The organism is Parabacteroides sp. ASF519 (assembly GCF_000364265.2).
Taxonomy (GTDB): Bacteria; Bacteroidota; Bacteroidia; order Bacteroidales; family Tannerellaceae; genus Parabacteroides; species Parabacteroides goldsteinii.
In genome coordinates this window covers 1660148-1684563 of sequence record NZ_AQFV02000006.1, presented here as the reverse complement: position 1 = coordinate 1684563, position 24416 = coordinate 1660148, and the positions used below count along the sequence as shown (strand labels likewise).

At 41.3% G+C, this 24416-nt stretch carries 18 protein-coding genes and 1 pseudogene; 12 read left to right on the top strand and 7 right to left on the bottom strand.

Annotation, left to right across the window (positions count from 1 at the left end):
- Window positions 1-2: 2 nt before the first annotated feature.
- The 10 genes from C825_RS06585 (at window position 3) to C825_RS06540 (ending at window position 13544) form a co-directional block, all read left to right on the top strand.
- Window positions 3-2372, top strand: coding sequence for a TonB-dependent receptor (locus C825_RS06585; protein ID WP_010801908.1), 2370 nt, complete (start codon window positions 3-5; stop codon window positions 2370-2372).
- A gap of 64 nt (window positions 2373-2436) precedes the next feature.
- A complete protein-coding gene (locus tag C825_RS06580) occupies window positions 2437-3519 on the top strand; it encodes a sensor histidine kinase (protein ID WP_010801907.1) in 1083 nt (360 codons plus the stop codon).
- Entirely contained in the window at window positions 3509-4576 is a 1068-nt protein-coding gene (locus C825_RS06575; RefSeq protein WP_010801906.1) for a sensor histidine kinase, read from the top strand. The genes C825_RS06580 and C825_RS06575 overlap by 11 nt, the downstream gene beginning before the upstream one ends.
- Window positions 4573-5286: a LytR/AlgR family response regulator transcription factor gene (locus C825_RS06570; RefSeq protein WP_007655068.1), complete on the top strand. Its 714-nt coding sequence runs from the start codon at window positions 4573-4575 to the stop codon at window positions 5284-5286. The genes C825_RS06575 and C825_RS06570 overlap by 4 nt, the downstream gene beginning before the upstream one ends.
- Before the next feature lie 67 nt (window positions 5287-5353).
- Entirely contained in the window at window positions 5354-7438 is a 2085-nt protein-coding gene (locus C825_RS06565) for a right-handed parallel beta-helix repeat-containing protein (protein WP_010801905.1), read from the top strand.
- Window positions 7439-7455: 17 nt separating this feature from the next.
- Window positions 7456-8214 (top strand): tRNA (guanosine(46)-N7)-methyltransferase TrmB, encoded by a 759-nt coding sequence (gene trmB, locus C825_RS06560; RefSeq protein WP_010801904.1) that lies wholly within the window; start codon window positions 7456-7458, stop codon window positions 8212-8214.
- Window positions 8215-8238: 24 nt separating this feature from the next.
- A complete protein-coding gene (locus tag C825_RS06555) occupies window positions 8239-9348 on the top strand; it encodes an Mrp/NBP35 family ATP-binding protein (RefSeq protein WP_044214807.1) in 1110 nt (369 codons plus the stop codon).
- A gap of 277 nt (window positions 9349-9625) precedes the next feature.
- On the top strand, window positions 9626-10930 hold the full coding sequence (locus C825_RS06550; RefSeq protein ID WP_010801903.1) for a hypothetical protein: 1305 nt from the start codon (window positions 9626-9628) through the stop codon (window positions 10928-10930).
- Window positions 10931-11423: 493 nt separating this feature from the next.
- The gene (locus C825_RS06545; protein WP_228100101.1) at window positions 11424-12572 is read left to right on the top strand and encodes a DUF4934 domain-containing protein; all 1149 of its coding nucleotides are present in this window, start codon (window positions 11424-11426) and stop codon (window positions 12570-12572) included.
- Window positions 12573-12941: 369 nt separating this feature from the next.
- Window positions 12942-13544, top strand: coding sequence for an RNA polymerase sigma-70 factor (locus C825_RS06540; RefSeq protein WP_007655087.1), 603 nt, complete (start codon window positions 12942-12944; stop codon window positions 13542-13544).
- Between the two features lie 106 nt (window positions 13545-13650).
- On the opposite strand, the gene C825_RS06535 is transcribed toward C825_RS06540, so the two are convergent.
- Complete coding sequence (locus C825_RS06535) at window positions 13651-14949, bottom strand: outer membrane beta-barrel protein (protein WP_044214808.1); 1299 nt, start codon at window positions 14947-14949, stop codon at window positions 13651-13653.
- Window positions 14946-15497, bottom strand: coding sequence for an RNA polymerase sigma factor (locus C825_RS06530; protein ID WP_007655089.1), 552 nt, complete (start codon window positions 15495-15497; stop codon window positions 14946-14948). The genes C825_RS06535 and C825_RS06530 overlap by 4 nt, the downstream gene beginning before the upstream one ends.
- Before the next feature lie 250 nt (window positions 15498-15747).
- On the opposite strand from C825_RS06530, the pseudogene C825_RS06525 reads away from it, so the two are divergent.
- A pseudogene (locus C825_RS06525) lies at window positions 15748-16146 on the top strand (DUF302 domain-containing protein); the annotation flags it as partial.
- 61 nt (window positions 16147-16207) lie between these two features.
- Here C825_RS06525 and lepB read toward each other — a convergent pair.
- The 4 genes from lepB to C825_RS06505 form a co-directional block, all read right to left on the bottom strand.
- Window positions 16208-16885 (bottom strand): signal peptidase I, encoded by a 678-nt coding sequence (gene lepB / locus C825_RS06520; protein ID WP_007655091.1) that lies wholly within the window; start codon window positions 16883-16885, stop codon window positions 16208-16210.
- Window positions 16886-16910: 25 nt separating this feature from the next.
- Window positions 16911-18107: a DUF4934 domain-containing protein gene (locus tag C825_RS06515; RefSeq protein WP_010801898.1), complete on the bottom strand. Its 1197-nt coding sequence runs from the start codon at window positions 18105-18107 to the stop codon at window positions 16911-16913.
- 106 nt (window positions 18108-18213) lie between these two features.
- Window positions 18214-18633 carry a hypothetical protein gene (locus C825_RS06510; RefSeq protein ID WP_010801897.1) on the bottom strand — a complete coding sequence of 140 codons (420 nt, stop codon included), beginning with the start codon at window positions 18631-18633 and terminating at the stop codon, window positions 18214-18216.
- Window positions 18634-18650: 17 nt separating this feature from the next.
- The gene (locus C825_RS06505) at window positions 18651-19745 is read right to left on the bottom strand and encodes a hypothetical protein (protein ID WP_228100100.1); all 1095 of its coding nucleotides are present in this window, start codon (window positions 19743-19745) and stop codon (window positions 18651-18653) included.
- Window positions 19746-19784: 39 nt separating this feature from the next.
- Between C825_RS06505 and C825_RS27610 the strand changes: the two genes are divergently transcribed.
- On the top strand, window positions 19785-19907 hold the full coding sequence (locus C825_RS27610) for a hypothetical protein (RefSeq protein ID WP_262496329.1): 123 nt from the start codon (window positions 19785-19787) through the stop codon (window positions 19905-19907).
- A gap of 767 nt (window positions 19908-20674) precedes the next feature.
- Here the strand turns inward: C825_RS27610 and C825_RS06500 are convergent.
- On the bottom strand, window positions 20675-24280 hold the full coding sequence (locus C825_RS06500; protein WP_010801895.1) for a beta-sandwich domain-containing protein: 3606 nt from the start codon (window positions 24278-24280) through the stop codon (window positions 20675-20677).
- Window positions 24281-24416 lie beyond the last annotated feature (136 nt).

The window sequence follows — 24416 nt, the reverse complement described above, 5'->3', positions numbered from 1 at the left end:
ATATGTATCGTACAATACTCTTTTTACTCCTTTTTATCAGCCCGTTATCGCAGGGCAAAGCGTATAGCCAGAAAACAACCGGCAACCAGCCGTCGCAGACTATCCGCGGAACAGTTATCGACAAAGCATCCGGTCATTCGATGCCGGACGTCACCATCATGCTTTCAGATATGCCGGGCACAGGCACTACAACGGACGAGCGCGGACAATTCGTTTTGCCGGAGATCCCGGTAGGACGGCATAACGTACAGGCTTCTTTTCTTGGATACGAACCTGGTATCTTCAGCGAAATACTGGTAACATCCGCGAAGGAAGTATATCTGGACATCTCACTGAAAGAAAACGTCAACGAATTAAGCGAAGTCGTTGTCCGCCCACAGATCAACAAGGAACAGCCTCTCAACAAAATGGCGGCTACCGGTGCCCGGATACTCAGTGTGGAAGAAGCCAGCCGCTATGCCGGAGGACTGGATGACCCTGCCCGTCTGGTGAGTTCGTTTGCCGGAGTAGCAGCAAACCTGTCCAGCAACGGAATATCCATCCACGGGAATGCCCCGCACCTGCTGCAATGGAGAATGGAAGATGTGGAGATACCGAATCCTAACCACTTTGCCGATATATCCATACTGGGCGGCGGTATCTTATCATCACTCAGCAGCCAGGTTCTGGGTAATTCCGACTTCTTCACAGGTGCCTTTCCCGCCGAATACGGGAATGCCGTTTCCGGTGTATTCGACATGAAGCTGCGTAACGGGAACAACCGGAAAATGGAGAACACCTTTCAGGTTGGTATATTGGGGATAGATGTCGCTTCGGAGGGCCCTCTAAGCAAGAACCACCAGGCTTCCTACATCTTCAACTACCGCTATTCTACCACCGGACTTCTCAACAGCATTTATCCCGGCCTCGACATGGGCGGTACGCTTAATTACCAGGATCTGAATTTCAAATTCAACATTCCGACACGTAAAGCCGGTACTTTTGCCGTGTGGGGAACCAGCCTGATCGACAAATACGAAAATGATTTCGAGGACGATCCGCTGGAATGGGAACATACCCGGGATAATTTCCAGTCGACAGCCAAACAATATATGGCTGCCGGAGGGATAAGCCACCGGTACTTCTTTCCAAACAATGCGATGTTGAAAACAACTTTAGCAGCTACCTATTCCGGTATGAATGCGACAGAAGATGCCCATGCAGCCGATCACACCGTCACTCCATTCACCTATCAGAAGAACAACACGACGAACCTGACCCTGACATCTTCCTACAACCGGAAATTCAGTGCACGCCATACCAACCAGACAGGTTTCACCTATACCCGTTTGTTCTATAATATGCGGTTAAACCTGGCTCCTTTTGAAACGGCCCCGCTAAATACTCTCTCAAAAGGAAAAGGACAGACCGACCTGATCTCAGCCTACACCAGTTCCTCTTTCGGTATCACAGACCGGCTTTCGGTAAATGTCGGCTTGAACTGCCAGGTTCTGACGCTTAATAACAGTTGGACTCTCGAACCCCGGTTGGGGATGAAATGGGCGCCGACCACTAAGTCTTCGTTTGCCCTGGCATATGGCTTGCACAGTCGGATGGAAAAGATGGATGTCTACTTTGTCAATTCCAAAAGCACCGGAAAGGAATCCGTAAACAAAGACCTCGACTTTACCAAGGCTCACCATCTGATGCTGACATTCGGCTATAAATTATCCGACAATCTGCTTCTTAAAGTCGAACCTTATGCACAATTCCTGTACGACGTTCCGGTTATTGCAGACAGCTCCTATTCCGTATTGAACCGAAGAGAGTTTTATGTGGAAGAGGCTCTCGTAAACAAAGGAAAGGGACGTAATATCGGGGTAGACATCACACTGGAACAATATCTGAACCGCGGATTCTATTACCTGGTCACAGCCTCTGTTTTCGATTCGAAATACAAAGGAGGAGACGGCGTCTGGCACAACACACGGTTTAACCGCCGATTTATCCTTAATACGTTGATCGGCAAAGAGTGGATGGTAGGTTCCAAAAGACAGAACATATTAAGTGCCAACGCCAAATTCACCCTGCAAGGAGGAGAGCGTTATTCTCCCCTCGACCATGCAGCAAGCCTGGCACATCCCGACAAGGAAGCACTATATGACGAAACAAGGGCTTATTCCGAACAGTATCCGGTCATGTTTATCGCAAACTTTACGGTCAGCTACAAAATAAACAGAAAGAAAGTAGCACACGAGTTCGCCATCAAGGCATTGAATGTAACCGGAACGGAAGAATATTACGGTTATCACTACAATCTGAAAAGCGGTGTGATGGAACGGAACGGGAACAGCATTCCTATCAGCAATATCAGTTACAAACTAGAATTCTAACCGGTATGCAAACAGATACCAAATAAAATAGTAATTTCGGACAGTCTAAAGAGTAAGCCGCTGTATGGTCGACAACAAAATGAATAAACAAACTTTCTTATACCAGTTCCTGATTGAACCCAGATACAGGATAGCCCGTCATATTTTATTGCTCGCGGCTGTAACAGCCGTATCGCTCAACCAGAACATCTATACCTTTGGGGCCAGAATAGAACAACTGGGAAATCAGGTCTACCTGGCCGGGCTATGTACCCTGATCTCCTATTTCATTGTAGGCTATCTGCATCTTTACCTGTTGGTTCCCAGGTTGCTGCTGAAGAAAAAGTATCAGGTCTATATCCTTTGCTCTTCCGTGTCCGTCTTATTACTCCTTTTGCTGCGATATGTACAGGAATACTGGATATTCACCTCATCCGGTATTCCTCCCGTCAGAGGTTCTTATTTTAATATGGTAAGCATCCTGGATAGTTTATCGGATTATATGCTGAACATGATCTGTATTACCGGTATTTCCATGACTGTCCTGTTAAAACACTGGATGACAGAAAACCAGCGTGTAAACCAATTGGAAAGAAAACAGATACAATCGGAAGTGGATAACCTGAAAGAGCAGGTGAATCCCTCCCTGTTGTTCAACACGCTGAACCGCACAGGGGTACTATCTAAAAGCGAACCCCAAAAGGCTGCCGATATGGTGCTCCGGCTAAGCCAGCTACTCCGCTATCAACTGTATGACGGGGCACGTGATAAGGTTCTGCTTAATTCCGAGATCAACTTCCTGACTCATTACCTGGCTCTGGAAAAGTTTTATTCGGACACTTTCGACTATCAGATCGTTTCCGACAAAGCATTGACAGGTGTCCTGATTCCCCCCCTGCTGCTTGTTCCGATCATCCAGTATGCCTTGAAAAGAACGGTGAAACAAGAAAAACGCCCTTCCATCCTGTTACAAGCCGACCGGGAAGGAGAAGAAATACATATCACCTGCCGATTCGACGATCCGACAGAACCGGAGATGAAAGAACTGGACAGCTTAAAGGCCCGCCTCGATCTTCTTTATCCGGAGAATTATTCCCTATCCGTCACGCGGGAAAAGACGACAGGTACAAGTACCATTACATTAAAAATGAATACACATGGCAACTAAGACAGACCATATAGTACCCGACTTTCTGCTAAGTCCTCAGAAAAGGGTTTACAGGCATCTCCTGCTGCAACTGATCGTCTTCTTTATTACGATCAATGTATTCTGGGATACACCAGACGAACTGATCATCACCCCGCCCAGAATCCGCTCCTGGATCGGTTATTTCCTGATGATCGACATGCTTATCTATGTCAATGCCTATGTACTGGTACCGCGATTCCTGCTCAAAGGCCGGTTTCTCCGTTACCTGCTCAGCTCAACGACCCTGGTCCTGTTATGTATCATCATACTCGGTACACTTCAAACCCTTTTCGAAGATACCCGCTTCGAAAGCATTCCACCCAGTCCTTCGGTGATGTGGCTGAATATCATTTCTTCGACAGTCTCCTGCGGATTACTGGTTGCCGCCTCATCCGCCCTCGTCCTTTTTAAACACTGGATCAGTAACAACCAGCGCATAGACGAACTGGAAGCCACCACCCTGCAATCGGAACTGAAATTCCTGAAAAGCCAGATCAATCCGCATTTCCTTTTCAATATGCTGAACAACGTCTACGTATTGATTAAAAAAGGACGCAACGAAGCGGCAGAAGTTTTATTCAAGCTGGAAGACCTGCTGCGTTACCAGCTTAACGACAGTTCGCAAGAAAAGATACAGCTCAATTCGGATATTCATTTTATGAATGATTTCCTGAATCTGGAAAAGATACGCCGGGATAATTTCAACTATATCATATCGAAAGAAGGTGATATAAATAAGGTATGGCTTCCTCCGCTCCTGTTTATCCCTTTCGTTGAAAATGCAGTAAAGCATAATACGGACAGCGAGAATGCTTCGTTCGTACATCTTTCTTTCATCGTACAGGACAACCGGTTGCTATTCCGATGCGAAAACTCCATACCGCTCCCGGAAGAGGAAGTAAAAGAGCCACGTATCGGTGGCCTGGGACTGAAGAATATCAAAAGACGCCTGGAGTTATTATACCCGGGTCGTCACTCACTGGAAATCATTGAAATGAAACAAAGTTACACCGTTAATTTACAATTGGAACTATGAATTGCATAATCGTAGACGACGAACCGCTGGCCCGTGAAGCTGTGGAGATGCTGATAAATGAGACCGGACAACTGACGCTGGCCGGCTCTTTCAACAATGCCGCCTCAGCAGCCAAATTTATCCATGAGCACCCAGTCGACCTAATCTTTCTGGATATCCGCATGCCTAAGGTTACCGGACTGGAATTTGCCCGTACCATCCCGAAAAGTACTTTGGTCATATTTACAACGGCCTATGCCGAATATGCCATCGACAGTTACGAAGTGGATGCCGTCGACTATCTGGTCAAACCGATCATTCCCGAAAGATTTCAAAAAGCAGTTGAAAAGGCAATGGCTTACCACGCCCTCCTGCTGACCGGAGATAAGGAAAACATAGAAAATGTAGAAAGCGAATTCATGTTCGTCAAGTCTGAACGTCGCTTCTTCAAAGTGAATTTCAAAGATATACTTTTTATCGAAGGGCTTAAAGATTATGTCATTATCCAGCTTCCCGACCAGCGTATCATCACCAAGACCAGTATGAAAGCAATCCATGAACTGCTCCCTAAAATATTCCTGCGGGTAAATCGCTCCTATATTGTCAATACCCGGCAGATTACCTCATTCGATAATAATGATATCTATATTGACAAATACGAAATAGCCATCGGAAACAACTACCGGGATATCTTCTTCGACGAATTTGTTGCCAAGATGGGAAGAATGTAACCCGCTGACGGATAAAGTTAAAATAAAATGCTATTTTTGTTAGGTTTAACGACAAGCTCTATTAATCATGAAAAGGCATTTATTCTTATATCTTTTATCCGTCTGTTCATCTGCAATCATTGCACAGAATACGATTTATGTATCTTCCGGAACGACCGACATTCAAAAAGGGACTTCTGAATCTCCTTACGGGACAATTGAAGAAGCCCTGAAACAAGGACTTAATACTACCGGCAACGATACGGTTCATATCCGCATCCAATCCGGTTTTTATCCATTGAACCAAACACTACGGATAGATAAATCTCCCTCCGTACCGGTTGTCATTGAAGGAGAAGGGAAAGACAAGCCGGTAATCAGCGGGGCAATAACTCTCACTTCCTGGGAGAAAACTCCCGAAGGATGGTGGAAAACGCACGTCGATGAAGTTGCCCGTTACGGATTAAAGATCGAGCAACTGTACGTCAATGGAAACAGAGCCACCCGGGCCCGGACTCCCGATACCGGATGGTTCTTTGTGGAAAAAGCAGATGAGACCATTCATTATAAAGGGACGGGGCGTTCCCCAGAATATGCCACACAACGTATTCAGGCAAAGCCGGAAGATATGGTATCCCTGCAAGGTCTCTCCGAAGAAGAGTTGAACGAAGTAATGGTTATGTGCTATCATAAATGGGATAATACCCGTAAATATCTCTCCATGGCAATACCTGACTCCGGTTATTTTTTCCTGAACGGACAAGGGATGAAACCCTGGAACCCCATACAAAAAGGAAGCCGTTTCATCCTCGAAAACTACAAACAAGCCATGACGGCCGAAGGGGAATGGTTTATGGAGCCTTCCGGCGACTTATATTATATTCCCCGTAAAGGAGAAATCATGGAAACAAGCACGGCCCATGCCCCGGTTTTAAACAGGCTACTCACAATAAAGGGAGAAAAAGGCTATCCGGTCAAAAACATCACATTCCGTAACCTCTCTTTTGAACATTCAGGGTATGTCATGCCGAAGACCGGTAATGATCCGGCTCAGGCCGCTTCCCCTGTCGATGCCGCAATCCATCTCGACTTTGCGGATAATATCCGTTTTGAAAACTGTGAAATCAAACATACAGGAAACTACGCTATATGGTTCAGAAAAGCCTGTACGAACTGTAATCTGGAACATTCTTATCTGACTGACCTGGGAGCCGGGGCTGTAAAGATCGGAGAATATGAAACTCCCGATCCGAACCTTCTCACCAAAAAGATTACAGTCGATAACAATATCATACAGAAAACCGGATTTGTTTTTCCATGCGGGGTCGGTGTCGCCATTTTCAATTCTTCCGACAACAAAGTTACTCATAACGAAATATCCGATTTGTTGTATTCAGGAGTTTCCGTCGGCTGGGTCTGGGGATATGGGAAAAGCTACGCCGTTAATAATGAGATCGCTTACAATAATATTCATCATATCGGTTGGGGAGAATTGTCCGATATGGGAGCCGTTTACACATTGGGTATCTCTCCCGGAACCCGTATCCACAATAATGTAATCCATCATATTTATTCTTATGATTATGGCGGCTGGGGACTTTATACTGATGAGGGAAGTACCGGTGTCGTTATGGAAAACAATCTGGTATACGGTTGTAAAAGCGGAGGTTTCCATCAGCATTACGGAGAAAAGAATTACATACGAAACAATATTTTCGCCTTCAATCATCATCAGCAACTTCAATTTACGCGGGTCGAAGAACATCAGTCGTTCAGCTTTACTTCCAATATCATACTAATGGATCACGGAGTATATCTGTCAGGTCCCTGGGACAAAGCAAACATAGATATGGACTACAATTGCTATTGGGACCTGCGTAACAATATGCCTCCCAAGTTCCTGGATAACGACTGGAATACCTGGAAAGGCATCAAAGACAAACATTCTATCATACAAGACCCTGCATTCAAAGACCCTTATCGCTTAGATTTCCATTTCAAGAATCAAAAAGCGATCCGGAAAATCAGGTTCAAACCGTTCGATTACGAAAAAGCCGGTGTCTACGGAAGTGATGAATGGATACAAAAAGCCCGGTTACCGAAAGAACGGGAAGACGAATTCGACAGGATCGTACGGGAAAGGGAAAAATCAGTATCGGCATTGTTTGAATAAAGTATTATCTTTGCAGCATGGGAAAAAATAAGTTAGCAAAGTTTGACGATATGGCGGGATATCCGCATGTTTTCCAGTATCCGTTTGCCGTTCTGCAAGAGAAAGGATTTGAATTGAAAGGACACTGGCATAAGGAGTTTTTCAAAAATGACAACCCGATCGTGCTCGAATTGGGTTGCGGTAAAGGTGAATATACGGTGGGACTGGCACACCTGTTCCCCGACAAGAACTTTATCGGCGTAGATATCAAAGGAGCCCGTATGTGGACCGGAGCCAAGGATTCCTATGACTCGGGAATGACCAACGTAGCTTTCCTGCGTACCAGTATCGAACTGATCTCACATTTCTTTGCAGCCGGCGAAGTAGCCGAGATATGGCTTACCTTCCCTGACCCGCAAATGAAAAAGGTAAACAAACGACTGACTTCCACCCGTTTCATGAAGATGTACCGCGAAATACTGTCAGGAGATGGCATCATCCACCTCAAAACCGACAGTAACTTTATGTACACTTACACCTGTGAAATGGTAAAAGCCAACAACTATCCAGTCCTGTTCAGCAACAACGACCTGTATCATTCAGGGTTGGTAGACGATATTCTGTCTATCAAAACCTATTACGAACAACAATGGCTCGACCGCGGACTGAACATCAAATACATCAAGTTTGTTTGTGAAGAAAGAGACGAACTGGTAGAACCGGACGTAGAGATCGAGCTCGATCCTTACCGCAGTTTCAACCGAAGCAAGCGGAGCGCACTGGCTTCAGGCAAATAAGACAACCAATTATACAATCATATTATGGCTATATATCCTAAACTTATCATGGACGCACTTGCAAAAGTGCGCTATCCGGGTACAGGAAAAGACCTTGTCGAAATGGGCATGGTAGAAGACAACATACGGATCGAAGGCAATAAAGTGAGCTTCTCCCTCCTTTTCGAGAAACCCAACGACCCGTTTATCAAATCAGTCGTAAAGGCAGCCGAGACAGCTATCCTGACTTATGTCGGCGAAGATGTCGACATCAAAGGAAACATCGAAGTTCTGGCACGCCAGGCCGCACGCCCCGAACCGGACAAACTGCTTCCGCAGGTTAAAAATATCATCGCCGTATCTTCCGGTAAAGGAGGCGTAGGTAAAAGTACGGTTGCCGCTAACCTGGCTGTAGCCCTGGCAGGACTCGGCTATAAGGTAGGTTTGCTGGATGCCGATATCTTTGGTCCTTCCCAGCCTAAGATGTTTAATGTAGAAGACGCCCGTCCCTATATGGAAGAGGTAGACGGCCGCGAATTGATACAACCGGCAGAAAACTACGGAGTAAAGCTACTCTCAATCGGTTTCTTTGTAAACAAGGAAGATGCAGTTTTATGGCGCGGAGCTATGGCTAGTAATGCTTTGAAGCAACTGATCGGCGACGCCAACTGGGGCGATCTCGACTATTTCCTGATCGACCTGCCGCCGGGAACAAGCGACATCCACCTGACTCTGGTACAGACATTGGCTATCACAGGCGCTATCGTTGTCAGCACCCCTCAGGAAGTTGCCTTAGCCGATGCCCGCAAAGGTATCAGCATGTTTACCGGCGAAAAGATCAATGTCCCTGTTTTAGGATTAGTTGAAAACATGGCCTGGTTCACTCCTGCCGAACTTCCAGAGAACAAATATTACTTGTTCGGAAAAGAAGGAGCCAAACGTCTGGCAGAAGAACTGAATATTCCCCTGTTAGGACAAATCCCCATCGTACAGAGTATCTGCGAAGGAGGCGACAACGGAACACCTGTCGCTTTGAATCCCGACACGATCACCGGAGCAGCTTTCCGCGAACTGGCAGAAAACGTAGTCGAACAGATCAACTACCGCAACGACAATATGGCACCCACTCAACGGGTACATGTTAGTAAAAAGTAAAAAAGAGCAGGATTTCCGACAGGAGGTCCTGCTCTTCTTTTTGCCTGTATAGAAAATCAACACCTCAACCTTATCTAAAATCCCCTCACACCGATAGATGACCTTTACGAATTACAACTAATTAAAATGATCTTCTGAAAGGCTATTTCATTGTAACCATTTGCATCCTCCAATTTATTTTGATGAAAAAGTAAAAATATTTCATTTTTTAGCTAGGGTAAAATCCAAAAAAGTTGTTCCTCTTGTAAAAGCAATCCTTGTAAACTTTAAATATTGTATGAAAAAAAACACTACATTCGACACTGTTTGGCCTTATCTGATGCTCATATCAATAGTTATATTGGTATATTGCCCAGTAATAAACCATAATTTTCTGTATCAATGGGATGATCAATGGGTTGTGATGAATCATTACACCACAGGAGGAATAAATATTAATAATTTATGGTATATACTAACTGATTTTTACCATGGCCAATATGCTCCTTTTAATGAATTGAATTACTTGTTGTTACATACTTTATTTGGTTATGATTCTTCATTTTTTCATCTTACCAGTCTATGCTGGCATTTAGCTAATGTTTGTTTAGTTTATCGATTCTTTATTATGCTATTGAGTAAGAGTAATGTCTACATTGAGTATAATATTAGAATTATAGCCTTTTTCACCGCATTACTATGGGGAATTCACCCGGTCAATGTAGAATCTGTAGCATGGCTTAGTGCCTCCAAAGTTTTAATATATACGTTTTTTTATTTGCTGTCTTTACTTTGTTATCTAAAATATGTGCAAAATCGACGAAACACATATTTTCTGTTAACTCTGTTTTTCTTTATCTGTTCGTTCTTAGGAAAAGAACATGCTGTCACATTACCGGTTTGTTTACTTCTCATAGATTATTTTGTCGGCAGAGATTTTCATAATAGAGAACTATGGGTAGAAAAAATCTCTTTTTTCTCTTTGTCTTTATTAGGAGGGATTCTAACAATCCTTTCACAAGGAAGCGAAGGAGAGGAACTTATTTATTCGTTGGATTACCGAATTCTATTTGCCTGCTATACAACATTCGAATATATGGTTAAATCATTTTTACCTGTAAATTTATCATACATATATCCATTCCCTGTATTACCGGAAGAGTCTATTCCTTTACGTTTATGGTTTTATCCTATTATAGTGTTGACAGGATCTGGAATGTTATTTGTTTACAGGAAAAATAAAATTGTAATGTTTTCCATTTTATTTCTGGTTCTACATGTTGCAGTAGCCTTACATCTAATTTCAATATCCCGTTTTACCATAGTAGTTGACCGCTATCTTTATTTAGGATGCATAGGAACTTCTTTTTTAACAGTTTGGATTTTTTTTCATTTTATTCAAGCCTTATCAGAGAAATGGAAAAGGTTACTTATTTCGGCTTGTTTTGCTTTATATCTAATTTATTTAGGTACTTACTGTTTCTCCTACACAAAAGACTGGAAAGACACAGATACATTAAAAAGTCATGTTAGAAAACAAATTAAAAATAGAGAAAACAGTTCTCCTTTAAAAAAGCATGGAGAACCATTCAATAATAACTAATAAATAATTGTTCTGAAAAAGAAAAAAGTATTTGTAACATTAGGAGCAATAGTTCTAATGTTAGGTTTAGTAATGAATGTTCAGTATGCACTAGCTGATTATGGTATTGAAACTAACTCTTTGCCAATTATGGTATTGGCTCAATATGGAGGAGGAGGTAGTTCCAGTTCAAGCGATTATGGACATCAACGTAAAGAAGGGATAAAGTGTAGTATTGAAACGGTTTATGGGAGTACTACTACAATTAAGACTACCACAGGAGAACATTACTGGTGTGATGGAAGCAATTTGGTTGAGAGATGTGTGAATTATAATCCATGTGATGGATTTTATTAAAAAATTAACAGTTCCGCCGATGGAAATACCCCATCGGCGGAACTTTGCAAATGTTGAATTACTCATATATAAAGTTATGAATAAATATTGTGTTCTATTTTGTATAGTGATATTATTTTTGTTTTCTTGTAAAAGAGAAAAGGATAAATCTGTGATTATGGAGAAAGATCAGCCTGAAGTATCTATATTTGCTCCATCACTGGAAAATGTAAAAGAAATAAAATTGAATCCTCATGGAAAAGGTTATTTCTATGATGAATTGATAGATAGTGTTTCTTTCGTAAAACTGGAGACTACGGATGAGAACCTGATTGGTCATATAAACTATTTATTATTTACAAAAGATAATATTATTGCGGTGGACAGAGGAAACTCAAAGACAGTCACTGTTTATGATAAACAAGGACGGTTTTTGAACAAAATTTCACGCTTGGGACAAGCCCCGGACGAATATGCATTTTTAAGCTATGTGACCTTAACTCCTGATAGTTCTCAAGTGGTAATCATGGATACAGGGAATATGACTCTGAAATATTTTTATCTTAATGACAATGGAGGGCAATTAACAGGCTCTTCTTTAGCAAAAACAGAACATCGTCCCTATACATTCTCTAATATGGAATTTATAACGGATCAGCTTGTGATTGGATATTATGATGCAGGAAATGAAATTCCAGGCACACCGGATAAACCGACATTTATAATAACGGATTTGAATGGAAAAGTATATTATTCACAATACAAAAGTTATTATAGTAATAAATTCCACTATTCCACAGGGTATCCCCTTCATCGATTTGGCTCAAATATTTATTTTAATCCTCCTTTCAATGATACTATATTTGAAGTTAACAAAAATAGTTTTAAAGCAAAATATGCATTTAATATAGCAGGGGGTAACCATTTACATATCGATGAGACAACAACTGATGACGATTTTAGAGAACAAATGAGAAACATCGATTATTTCAATAGTCATTTTATTGATTTAAAAGATGTCGCTGTTTTTCATTACATGAGTAATGTCGATTATTTAACATGGGGAGTATATATAAAATCAGAGGATAGAACCTATGAAAACAATGGGAAATGCAAAAATCCACTATTTAGCTTTTTTCATATTCCTTGGTTTTATTATGGAGATAATACAATCGTTGTTCCGGTTAGTGCCAGCAAAATTGTGGGAGCTAGAAATGATATACTCAAAAAATGCGATTCAAAGTTAGCTGAATTATTATTAGATGGTCTTACGGAAGATGATAATCCGATCTTATTATTTTATCACATGAAAACGAAAATGCAATAAATTGAGTAGAAACTAAAGAATTTCATATCTTCTGTTTATATTTGCAAATGATATGCAGACAGGCAAAGCGTTGCCGGATGCAACTTATTAGCAAAACATAAGCGTTTAAAGATATTATCCTGTATCTGAAATCTCGACAATTTCAACAACTCTGGATAATAGACAACAAAACGCTCATGTTCTTTTCCTTGTTATACACTGACAGGTATGTTATATACTTGTGTATTCAGGATAAAGAGCGTGAGTCTGTTGTTTATATCAGAGTTGTGGGCAGTCGAGAGCCTCAGATCCAGATATATCAACAGTTCTCACGCTTCCTTTTTATAAACCATCCACTTCGGGAACTGATGGATAAAACTCCATTGGACTATGGGCCGATCTTTTCTGATACAGCAACTAAAGGATGGCAATGAAAAAGCCTTTGAACAGATAGTTAAATCTTACTGGCCTCGTTTATATGCATTTACCAATATTTATGTGATAAACAAAGAGGCAGCAAAAGAAATTGTACAGGATACCTTTCTGGTCCTTTGGGATCAAAGAAAGATTCTGGATGATAATACCTGCCTGATCACTTATCTGATGGTTGTCGGCCGTAATAAATGCGTAAACTATCTGAAAAGCCTGCAACTGAATACAATACCGATAGATGATCTGAATGAATATACCGTTTATCAAAGGAGCAATATATATGTCCTTGAAGATGATTCACTGGAAATACTTATTACAAAGGAACTGAACCAGGCAATAGCAATCTCATTAGAAAAATTGCCAATGCGGACCAGAGAGATTTTTATGCTAAGCCGATACAGCGGTCTTAGAAATAAAGAAATTGCAGATCAACTGGAAATTTCAACAAAAAATGTTGAATACCATATCAACAACGCTTTAAAACAACTGAAATGTGATCTTATGAAGGACTATTTTACTGTTGCCATCTGCATTCTCCAATTTATTTTGATGAAAAAATAGACGTAACTTAATATTAGATATACACATATAAAAGAAAGAGCAGAGCCTCCCGTCGGAAACTCTGCTCATCTTTTTTCCTGTACAGGAAATCAACATCACCTAGTCATCAAAAAGCAAATCTCACGCCGAACTGTACCGATGCACAGAGTGGCTGCTCTTTCCGGATCGTCTCAACCACACTCTTATCATCAAAATAATAGGCGATACCGGGTTCGGCATAGATACTAACGGGTTTTGCTATATCATATTGTACGCCAAGAGCTGCTAAAGCAGAAAACTGTACTTTATCAACATCAAGGTCTGTCTTACTTTTACGCTGACGGACGTTATTCAGATAATAATCCGTATTCAGACTGCCATCCACACACATCTCCGCCATAGCACCGGCAGAAGCGTAGAATGACAAACGGTCTTTCTTCCAGATCGTATAATTCACCTTCAAAGGTATTCCCAGATAATGCAGGCGTTGTTCCTGTTTATAGAAATCACCTTCACCGGCGGTCAACTCCGAAGAAAGGAAGGTATAAATCAACCCGCTCTCCAAAGACAACCGGTCGCTTATCCGCTTCTTAACCGAAAGGCCGGCAGACAAAGGATATCTGTGCTTCATCTTCGTTCCGGTCGATTTCTGATAATTCGCAGCGGCAATCTTCTCAAACATTGTAAAGTCTGCCGGATCCCCGAAGTTAGGAGCATTCGACGCCACATCTTTCATGTAGTCGTCAAATGTCCCTGAACCCGGGTTATTATTCACACTTACATCCGAACGGGTTGCCGCATTAAACATCTGCAATCCTCCTGTGGCAGAGGAATAGCGGTCAAACATATTCCCGGCATACAAACTAAAACTCCATCCTTTAGCAGAAGGAGCCGGTTCCACCGGTAACGGCTCGTAACTCTTCTCCGGAACATATTCGTACTGCCCGCTTTCCACTACGGAACGGTTATTGTACGAATTACTTTCCGTCGCATGCTCTTCTCCTATCTCCGCATGAAAATAAGCGGAAATAGACATGTAAACCTCCGATACTACCTGCGACAAGTCTGGCAACTGCGGTTCAGCCGTTTTCACTGTAGCCGCCAGTTTTTTCACTACCGGTTGCGGTTTGATCGGCTCTACTGGCACAACCGGAGCAGACGGACTCTCCACTTTTTCCGCAGGAAGAACGATATCCGACAAGACCGGCTCTATCTCTTTATCTATCCCCATAAAGTAAAGAGCAGAACCTAAAACTGCCAAAAAAGACACTGCTGCCGCCAACCAACGATAAGGGAAGCGACGAACTTCAGCAGGAGCCGGAGCGAACGCAGCTTCCAGCCTCTCCCAGCCATCCTCCGGCAACGGCAGACGGTATTCAACCGACCGATTCCGGTATTCCTCTATTAATTTATCTTCCATTTTCATCTTCCGGCTTGTTTCTGAATGTAATCGTTTACTTTCTTTACCAGCATTGCTTTTGCCCGGCATAGTTGTGACGATGATGATCGTTCGTTTATATGCAGAAGCTCGGCAATCTCTTTATGACTTCGTTCTTCAAATGTATATAAGTTAAACACGGTGCGATATCCCGTTGGTAACTCCTGGACGAATTGCATCAGGACCGACGTCGGGATCTGTTCGATCTCCTCCGGAGGCTCTTCTTCTGTTTCAGCAATAATATCAAGGGGGACTACTTGTTTGAGGACATCCTTTTTCCGAAGGTACTCCAACGCCGTATTTACAAATATACGGCTCATCCACGCTTTCAAACTCCCTTCTCCGCGATACGAAAAACTTGAGCAAGAGGAGAATACTTTCAAGAATCCGTCATGCAACAGATCGTAAGCTACGTCCATACCTCCTGTGTACCGGAAGCAAATGCTTAACATTTGTTCCGCATAAGTATCGTAGAGTTCTTTACGGGCTGCATTCACACCCCGCATACACTGCTTTATCAGTTCTGCTTCACCCATCAACGCCGCGCGTGTTTATTATATAAATGTAATGACTGCGGGAATACTGCATGCAATTTCAAAAATTTTCTGCCAAAGTAGTAAAATAATACGGAAAATTGACAAATCAACAGGCAAAACTGTTATCTTACAAAGCATCTCATTCCGCTATTTTTGTAAAATAATGATCTATAATAAAAGGTGTAACATGAGAAAGTATTTATCTATTCTGGCAGGGCTCCTGTTTGCAGGAGTGGTGCTGGCACAAAAAGGAGCAAATAATATGAATAATCAGGCAAGCAAATTCAGTGTAGACGAAACGATGGGACGGATCGAGCAAATCCTTCAGAAAATGGATATCCCGGTATTCGCCAAATTCGATCATCAGAAAAACGCAGAAGAAGTAGGGTTAGATTTACGCCCGAACCAGGTTATTGTCTTCGGATCTCCGAAGGTAGGAACAAAGTTGATGCAGGAAAACCCGGCCATCTCCATCGAGTTACCCCTTAAAATTTCTGTTTGGGAAGACAAGAACGGCAAAGTATGGACTTCTTTCCCTCAAATGGAACACTTGGCATCGGAATATGGGTTGGAAAAAGAACCGGTTATCGGGAAGATGCAGGAATTACTGGAAAAGATTGTCAATCAATCGACCGATAACAATAAGTAATGAACAAAAGGCCCTTCTCTCCCGTACTTGACTGTTGTAATGTCAAGTACGGGCAAACATCTCAATGCAAACGATGAAACAATCTGAAAAAGCGAAATCTACAAAATTCCTTCTGATCACAATCGATCGAAAACAACACACGGTCAACCTTTCCAACCACAGAACTCTCCGGAATATAACCAAACGATCTACTGTCGTAAGATTCGGAGGAATTATCCCCTAACACAAAATAATAATTCTGCTTTACCCGGTAACAGGAATCACCCCTACCATTTATATAGATGTTATTTTTCCTCATAAAGGAAGAGACATACTCATTATCAAGTATTTTCTTCAAACTCGAATAATTCTCCCTATTAAAAGTAATAGTATCTCCGGCAGAAATAACTCCTGCAACCCTTTTCACCAACAAAATATCAGGTCTTTCAGGACTATTAAAAACAATGATATCAGAGATGCATGGACTTCTAAAACCTTTTATTCTGCGATACCCCCAATTTGTTCCTCTATCTTTTTCCCATAAAGTCCTGTTCCATGTAAACACATTTATTAATGGAATATCACTCCAACGAACAGGCAAACGAGCACCATAAGTCAATTTATCTATCCACAACCAATCTCCGATAAGAATTGCAGGCTCCATACTCGAAGACGGCACAAGACAGATCTCTCCTCCAAAAACTCTGAAGAATACACATAAGATTATAAATAGTAGACCTATAACAGATATTCTTTTCATTCTTTCATTTTCAGAGAATATAGAACTAAAATTTTAATTCATAAAAGAACAAGATCGGATTACTGTCTTCTGTCAAGCCTTTGTAAAATTCATCTATTTCCTCTTTCTTTCCAAGCTTGTATAGTTCATCTTTATAAGCAAGAGCAATATCCGAACGAGTATCTACAACTACCGTATTATCACCATAGCGAGCTTTAGGAGCATCAAAAAAACAGAAAAAAGGATTATAACGAATGTCATTACAACAAAAAGTGCGCTGTTTAGCATTAGAATAAATACCAAAACGATAACCAGGAAATCCTGATTCAAAAATATGAAATATAGCACCATCCTTTAATTCGATAAAATCACCATTGAAAAATGGGTTATTCCGACGATGCTCTCTCAATAGATCATTTGTTATATCTTCATTTATTATCATTGGTTTAGCTCCTTTTATATTCAGATGATAAGCTAACTCAATACTATTGGAGGTCAATAGATAAATAGAATCTGTATTTGGATTATTGTACAGTACACGATCCTCGAATTTTCGAATCGGTTCGAAAATTGTACTCGTATATTCCTTCCTATAATAACTCTGAAAAGCCGATGAAGAAATATTTCCCAATAAGTCTGTAACTACCAAAAGGGGGTTATAATCCTCATTTTCGTCCGATATAACATTACCTCCATCGGTAAAACCTGCAATCAAATTATCTGTTACAAATTCACTCGTAGTAAACCAATATGGGCATTTTATCGATTTAATAAACTGACCATCTATACTATAATATTTTAAGCTAGTACTACCCATGTCTGTTATAACAAGCATTTTTTTATCTGGAGTTAACGAAACATGGGTAAAAAAGGCATATTCTTGAGGACCTTGTCCCTGTGATCCTATTTTATATAGATAATGACCTTTCATATCATAAACCGTAATTATTTTAGATTTCCAGACATCCACTACTATGATTTTATCATCAACAAACAAAAGTTGAGAAATCTCTCCTATAAGATTATCACCTGTAGTTTCCAACTTCACATAGCTGACTTTAGTCATTAAACTATCGAATGGTAAGCAATCATTATTTAAATCAATATTCACCTCTATCGCCTTTTCAAGATTCGTTAACAGAGAAACTCCTTCTGTTTTTCTTGAAAAATTTCTAGTACTTTCTTTGCAAGACAAAAGAAGTATAACTAAAACTAATAAAGACAATAATATATTTATTTGCATGACTAATTTGTATTATAAATATAAAAAATGGATATTTAAATTATATCGGATAAGATAATGAGTACTAACAATCAGCTAGCAAATTTCTTATCCGATATAATATACATTACTTACAAGGATCGAAATTCACACAAGTTTCCACTGAGTTTCTAGGAGGCTTACAATATAATAACTCAGCATCAAACTCTTTCTCCGTTGTTTCGGTCATTGTATTTCCGCTAGTATTACCAGTTGTACCTGATATACCACCGGAAACACCTAAACCTCCTGCAGAGACACCACCACTCACAGAGGAAGACCCTCCTGAAGTTGTAGTTGTAGTTGTAGTCTTTTTACAATGCGCAGTAACAGATGCCTGTTCTCCATTAGTTACCCCACCTCCCGAATTACTAGCTTGTGCCAACACAAATAAATTCAATGAGTTACTCTTTAATCCATAATCATCCAGTGCGTATTCAAGATTCAAACCCAGCCCCATTAACAGAGCTACCACACCAGCTAAAGAAATAATGTTTTTCTTTTTCATAATGTAAAATATTTATATTAATAATTCGACTCAACCGATTCTGACTGAGCCTGATTTTTCTCTTCTGTTTCTCTCTCTTTCAACAACTCATTGATATGCAGCTTAACAGTCTCTGTATTTTCCCAACGTGTTGAGTAGATATATGTATATCCTCCCAAATAGAAACTATACATTAAGAAAGCAACAAGTATCCCCTTCCATTTATACTTATTTCTCCATTTACTTTTTAACCAGACGAGCATGACCACAACTAAAAAGATTATTCCAATATTACTCATATACGAATATCGGTCTGCCACTATGGCTTGTCTGGATGTGGAAATAATATTTAAGGCAACCAATAGGTGAATGACAAAGAAACATGCACCAAAAAGTAATAACTTATTTTTCCTATTGACCCATAACCAGGAAATTATACAGATCACCAACAATGGATAAATCCAGAACCTTACAGGCAAACTCTCTCCGGGAAGAATCGGAAACGGATATAAATAATTTAACCCAATGGGGAATAACGACTTTGTTAAATATTCAAAGAGTGTATAACAGGCCAAAACAATACGTTGTCCGAATGGAAAAACAGGAGCATCTCCTCCCCCAGCCTGAGAGAGGATCGTAATTATTCCAAAAAACAAAGACAATATGAAAAATGGGAGTTTCTCAACCCATAATGCCTTTTCTTTCAAATTCCGATGGCAAAACCAGTCTATGAGTATTAATAACAAAGGAAGTGTAACAGCCTGCTCCTTCGCCAGAAACGAAACGGCAAATAAAAAAAGAGTCAGCAGATAATCCTTTTCCTTCATCGTTTTAATATACCGTAGATAGCAAATGACAGCCAATAAATAGAAAAAACTATATATCAAAATCTTCACAGCACTGACCCATGCTACAGACTCTACATTAAACGGATGAATAGAAAAAATAAACGCAGTCAAAAAGGCAATCAGATGAATCTCTTTATTTGAAAAATAGCCATGTGTTTTTAATAACTCTACAATAAACAGTCCGGTCAGACAAACACACCCTAAATGCCAACACAGATTCGCCAAATGAAACCAAAAAGGATTATAACCGAAGAAAGTATATAACGCCAGGAAATTCATCTCCATGACAGGAGCATACTGTCCTGCATGGAAATCAGTACAAATATGCCACAGATTATTCCAACTCCAACCTCCGACAGTATACTGATTCATTACGATAACCTGATCATCCCAATAATAAAGGAAATCAGCTTGAAGAACTTTAAAATAAACAAGTACACAGACTAACAGTAAAAGACAAAAGGCTATTCTTCTTTTCATAACAGAATTTTTAATTATATGAATCTAAAGAAGAACAACTTTTTCTCAATTTACCCTAGCTGAAAAAACGAAAAAATGAGTATTACATGAATAAAATATAAGCACGCCCATATCAGAGCAAAGGATAGTAGAAAAAACACTATTATTTCCGGATTCAAATACAATTGTATTTGTAACTAAATACTTAAGTATTTGAAATCAAATACAACTGTTTTCTGAGTTAAATTGAATATAGCATGAATCCGTTTGTTAGTTGGCTCCACCTCTCTATGTTATTGCATGCTATTGCTTTCAGCTTTCAGTCAGCTACGAATGGAGTGTTTTTCAAAATATCCGGCTGAAGGGATGAAACTGTGAAAAAATGTATACGAAATTTCAAGGTAAAATAACGACTGGCAAAACATAGGACTTTTGTCTTCAAAACATATATGTTTCGTTATCAAAAGTCCTGACTTAACATTTCGAAACACCTATGCTTTACCAGCAGACTACTATCCGTAGATGAATGGATAACTATTGGTAGACGAACGAATAACCAGCCATCGGCATTTTAAAAGCCTAAACATACAACCCTTCATTTCAGTTCTTTATTTTTCAAGGCTGCCATGCGAATGAAACCTGAAAGGAGAAGTGTACAAACTTTTTCGGAGAGCAAAAAAAGCGTCTGAATCAGAATAAAATCCGATTCAGACGCTTTAGTTTAATAAATTAATTATGTTTTGTCAGACAATCCGTCAATAAACCTCCAACTCATAAATACGGGCGTCACGACTACCTGTATCCTGCGACGGCTGGGCGATCAACAAACGGATATAACGGACTGATTCCGGTTTTGTAAGCAAACCGGTTACCTCATTCTTACGGTTGTCATCCAGGCGTCCTAATGTTTTCCATTCTTCCGACAAACTGTTCTTTCCCTGGAGGAAACAAGTACGGGTCACATAAGAATGGCTTTCCTGTCCGGCATTCACCAGCTTCCAACCGCTGACATTTTTTGTTTCACCCAGATCGAAGTCTGCATAATTAGGCACGCCGGTAATATCACACCATTTCGTCTGCGTATCACCGTCGATCATGCATTCGGGAGATTCTTCCTCATTGACGAAACCGGAACAGGCAATCACTTTCGCCCCTTTCATCAGATTGGCTTTCGGAGCATTTGCCTTATCGCCCTGCTGAGGTTTCAATGCCATACGGAATAACCCGGAGGCGGGAGTAACCTGCGGATTCTCTTCTTTCACCACTGTTACCGCAAATAGCACGATATCTTTATTATCCGGTAAAACCAGTTGGGTCGCCCCTTTGGGAATATCCATACCAAATTTAAACATATAGGTATATTCGTATGCTTCGTCTCCTTCCGGAGCATGGCGGTGAGTTCCGACATAAGCAATTTCTGCCTCTTTCAGGAAACCTTCCGTATGCCCCAGATGTCCCCATTGACCGATAAAGCCGGTATATTCGGGAACTGTTATCGCATGTTCCGTTTTTCCCAGTCTGAAAGTTCCTTCGCTATCACCTTCCCTCGATGCAGCCAGGAAGTAAATACGGTTATAGCTGTCACCTGCCGGTAGTTCTATCGTGTCTCCTTTACAAGTCAAACCGTTTACAGCCTCTTTTTCACCCAACCTGAAAGGAATGGAGCTGACAACGATCGAATCAGGAAGTAATTCTGCGGCATAAGAGTAACCGGAAGCAAAATCGGCTTCACGACGGAATTCATTCCAACTGACACATTTCTTGTTATAATTCAAAGGCAGACTCGCATATTGCAGTTTGTCGACCGAAACATCCGATAGTTTGAGCTTAACCTTGAACGTCTTCACCGAATTGGGTTTAACAGATACCTGTAACTTATTACCAGTGAAACTAGCTTTACCAATCGTCTTCTCCGTTCCGTCCGCTTCGCTTGCACTGACAATGGCATCGGCAAAAGAAATTTCGGCAGTCTGTTCCTTTACTCCACCGGTTTCATAGACACGAACCACCAATTCGTCGGATACCTGGGCTTTCTTTAATGTCTTGATAACGACACTTGTGTTATCCGAATTGACAAAAGAGAAAGATTTACCCAGACGACCGGCATGTTTGTTGGCGGCAAATGCCATGATCGGTTGGTTCAACTTATCGGCACAGACACCTGTTTGTGCTTTCCCGAATCCTCCCGAATGAGGCAACAGACTATAAGTAAATGTATGATAACCGAAGTCCTGACGATCCTGATAAGCATAACCGCCTTTGGTTTCCGGCGTATGAAGCAAAGTCAACCGGATTGTATGATCATTCGGTTTATCCCAACCGTACTTACTGTCATTCAGGACAGATACACCATAGGAACCATTTGCATCCGTCAAGTCTGCCCAATACTGTGCATATACTTCATAGGCTGTTTGCGTATTATTTCCTCTTTTAACACTTCCGATACCCAAGTCATAGGTTGCTTCGGGATTTGAGACACTCAACGGGAACTCAGCTTTCAGCAGAGCATTGGTCGACTGCCAGTCTATTTCATTGTAGAAATCAATACGGTCGGCACGGCTACCTTCATACAAACGGATATATTGTTTGAATACGGACTGTCCATGACGTTTCTCTATACAAAGGGATTTCCTCAACTCTCCGTTCTCGATCTGAGAGATCTTTACATCTTCGGTAATAGAGACTGGTTCTTTGTCTATCGTCTCTTTCATAATCTCCCAGGCAGGCCAGTTATACGATTTGTTTTCTGTAAAAAGAGCCAGACGGATCGCCTTACCTTCTTTCACCAGTTCTTTATTGTTCTTTTTATCGAGAAGAGAGACGATATCTCCTTTTCCGTCCAGACGGATCTTATACATGGAGTTTTCCAATGCGTTCGCTTCAACTGAAACCATACGGGTTGCCGGTCCACCTTCACGAACATCGTAAACGGCATAACCACTTGCCGGAACGGAAGCTGCGATCAGCAAGCGGGCTTTCCCATTTTCATAAGAAAGCATCTGGGCCGCAACTTTCTTTCCTTTATCGTCATAAACGGTAAATCCTTTCGGTGACTTCGGCATATCCAGCACAACTTCCGCCAGGTCGGTTACCGGAAAAGAATGGGCATTGTAAAGTATAACCGGAATACCTTTTACACGGGTATCCAACTGACCGGCAACCGCACTCACAGAAGAAGTCAGTACACCGGCAAACTGTTTGAGAGAGATTAGTTCGTCGTTCCATGAAAATTCATAGGCTCGGGGAATACTTGTACCCGTCAGGTCGTCATGAAACTGGTGAACGATAAAGCGTTTCCAGGCATCAGTCAATGTATTCAACGGATAAGCGGCAGTTCCCAACCAATCTGCGGCAACGGCAGCATTCTCGGCGGCATTTGCCAGTACTTCGTTCTGACGGTTATACAATTTCATGGCAGCTTCCGAGGTATAGCAACCCGTACCGTGCACGTCCATCAACAATTCGCCGTCAAAAACCGGCAGTTCAGGATGTTTGTCATAAGGCATAAAGTCCTTGAACATTTGGTCGCTGGTGGCGCTGATCACTTCCACCGGGCCATCGCCTTTAATACCTTTTTCAACAGAACGGACAGAGGCGAGATTTGGTGAACCGCCCGTATCTCCTGTTCCATAATAACGATAGACGATATTGAAGGGATTACGTTTGCTGAGTTCCAGCAAATAGTTACTTTCGGACAGATCTTCATCTTTCCATCTTCTGCCATAATCATAACCATGAGCCAGCATGATGGAAGCACCGTCCACTCCCTTCCACAAACCGATCATGAAAGGATGTTTGCTTTTTCCGTAAAAGGGATGGTTACGCCAGTCTAGTTTCTGGGAGGAGAAACCGATCAGACCGCAATGGGCAGCGATCGTCGGCAATGTCCAGCCAAAACCAAAACAATCTGGCAGGAAGATATCCGTGCTCTCCACTCCGAACTCTTTCCGGTAATACTCTTGTCCGAGCAGAATGTTGCGGATAAACGACTCGGTAGAAGGCACCAGCACATCCGTTGCATCCCAGCTACTGCCGGAGATATGCCAGCGGCCGTTCCTGATATACTCTTTCATTTCTTCATACTGCGCCGGATAATATTCCTTCATCCAGGCATATTTCACACCACCTTCGAAGTTGAACACATAGTCGGGATAGCGTTTCAGCAGAAACAGATTCTGACTGAGCGTATTCCAAACATACTCTTTGATCGTTGTCTGGATATCCCAGTTCCATTGGGTATCCAGATGAGCGTCGGCTACCATATAGGCCTTCGCCTTTTTGTCTTGTTTGTCGGTTTGGGCAAACGAGGCATTCCCGCCCGATAGGATTGCGAGCGAAAGGATTGCTACTGATAATTTCATTTGTCTAAAAAATTAAGTTTACAAATGTATAATGAATTATTTAACTTCAACGGATCTATTGATAAAAAAAGCCTGCCGCTCAATTGAAACAGCAGGCTTTTCATCAAATTAAAAACACAAAGGAGTTCCGGCTTAT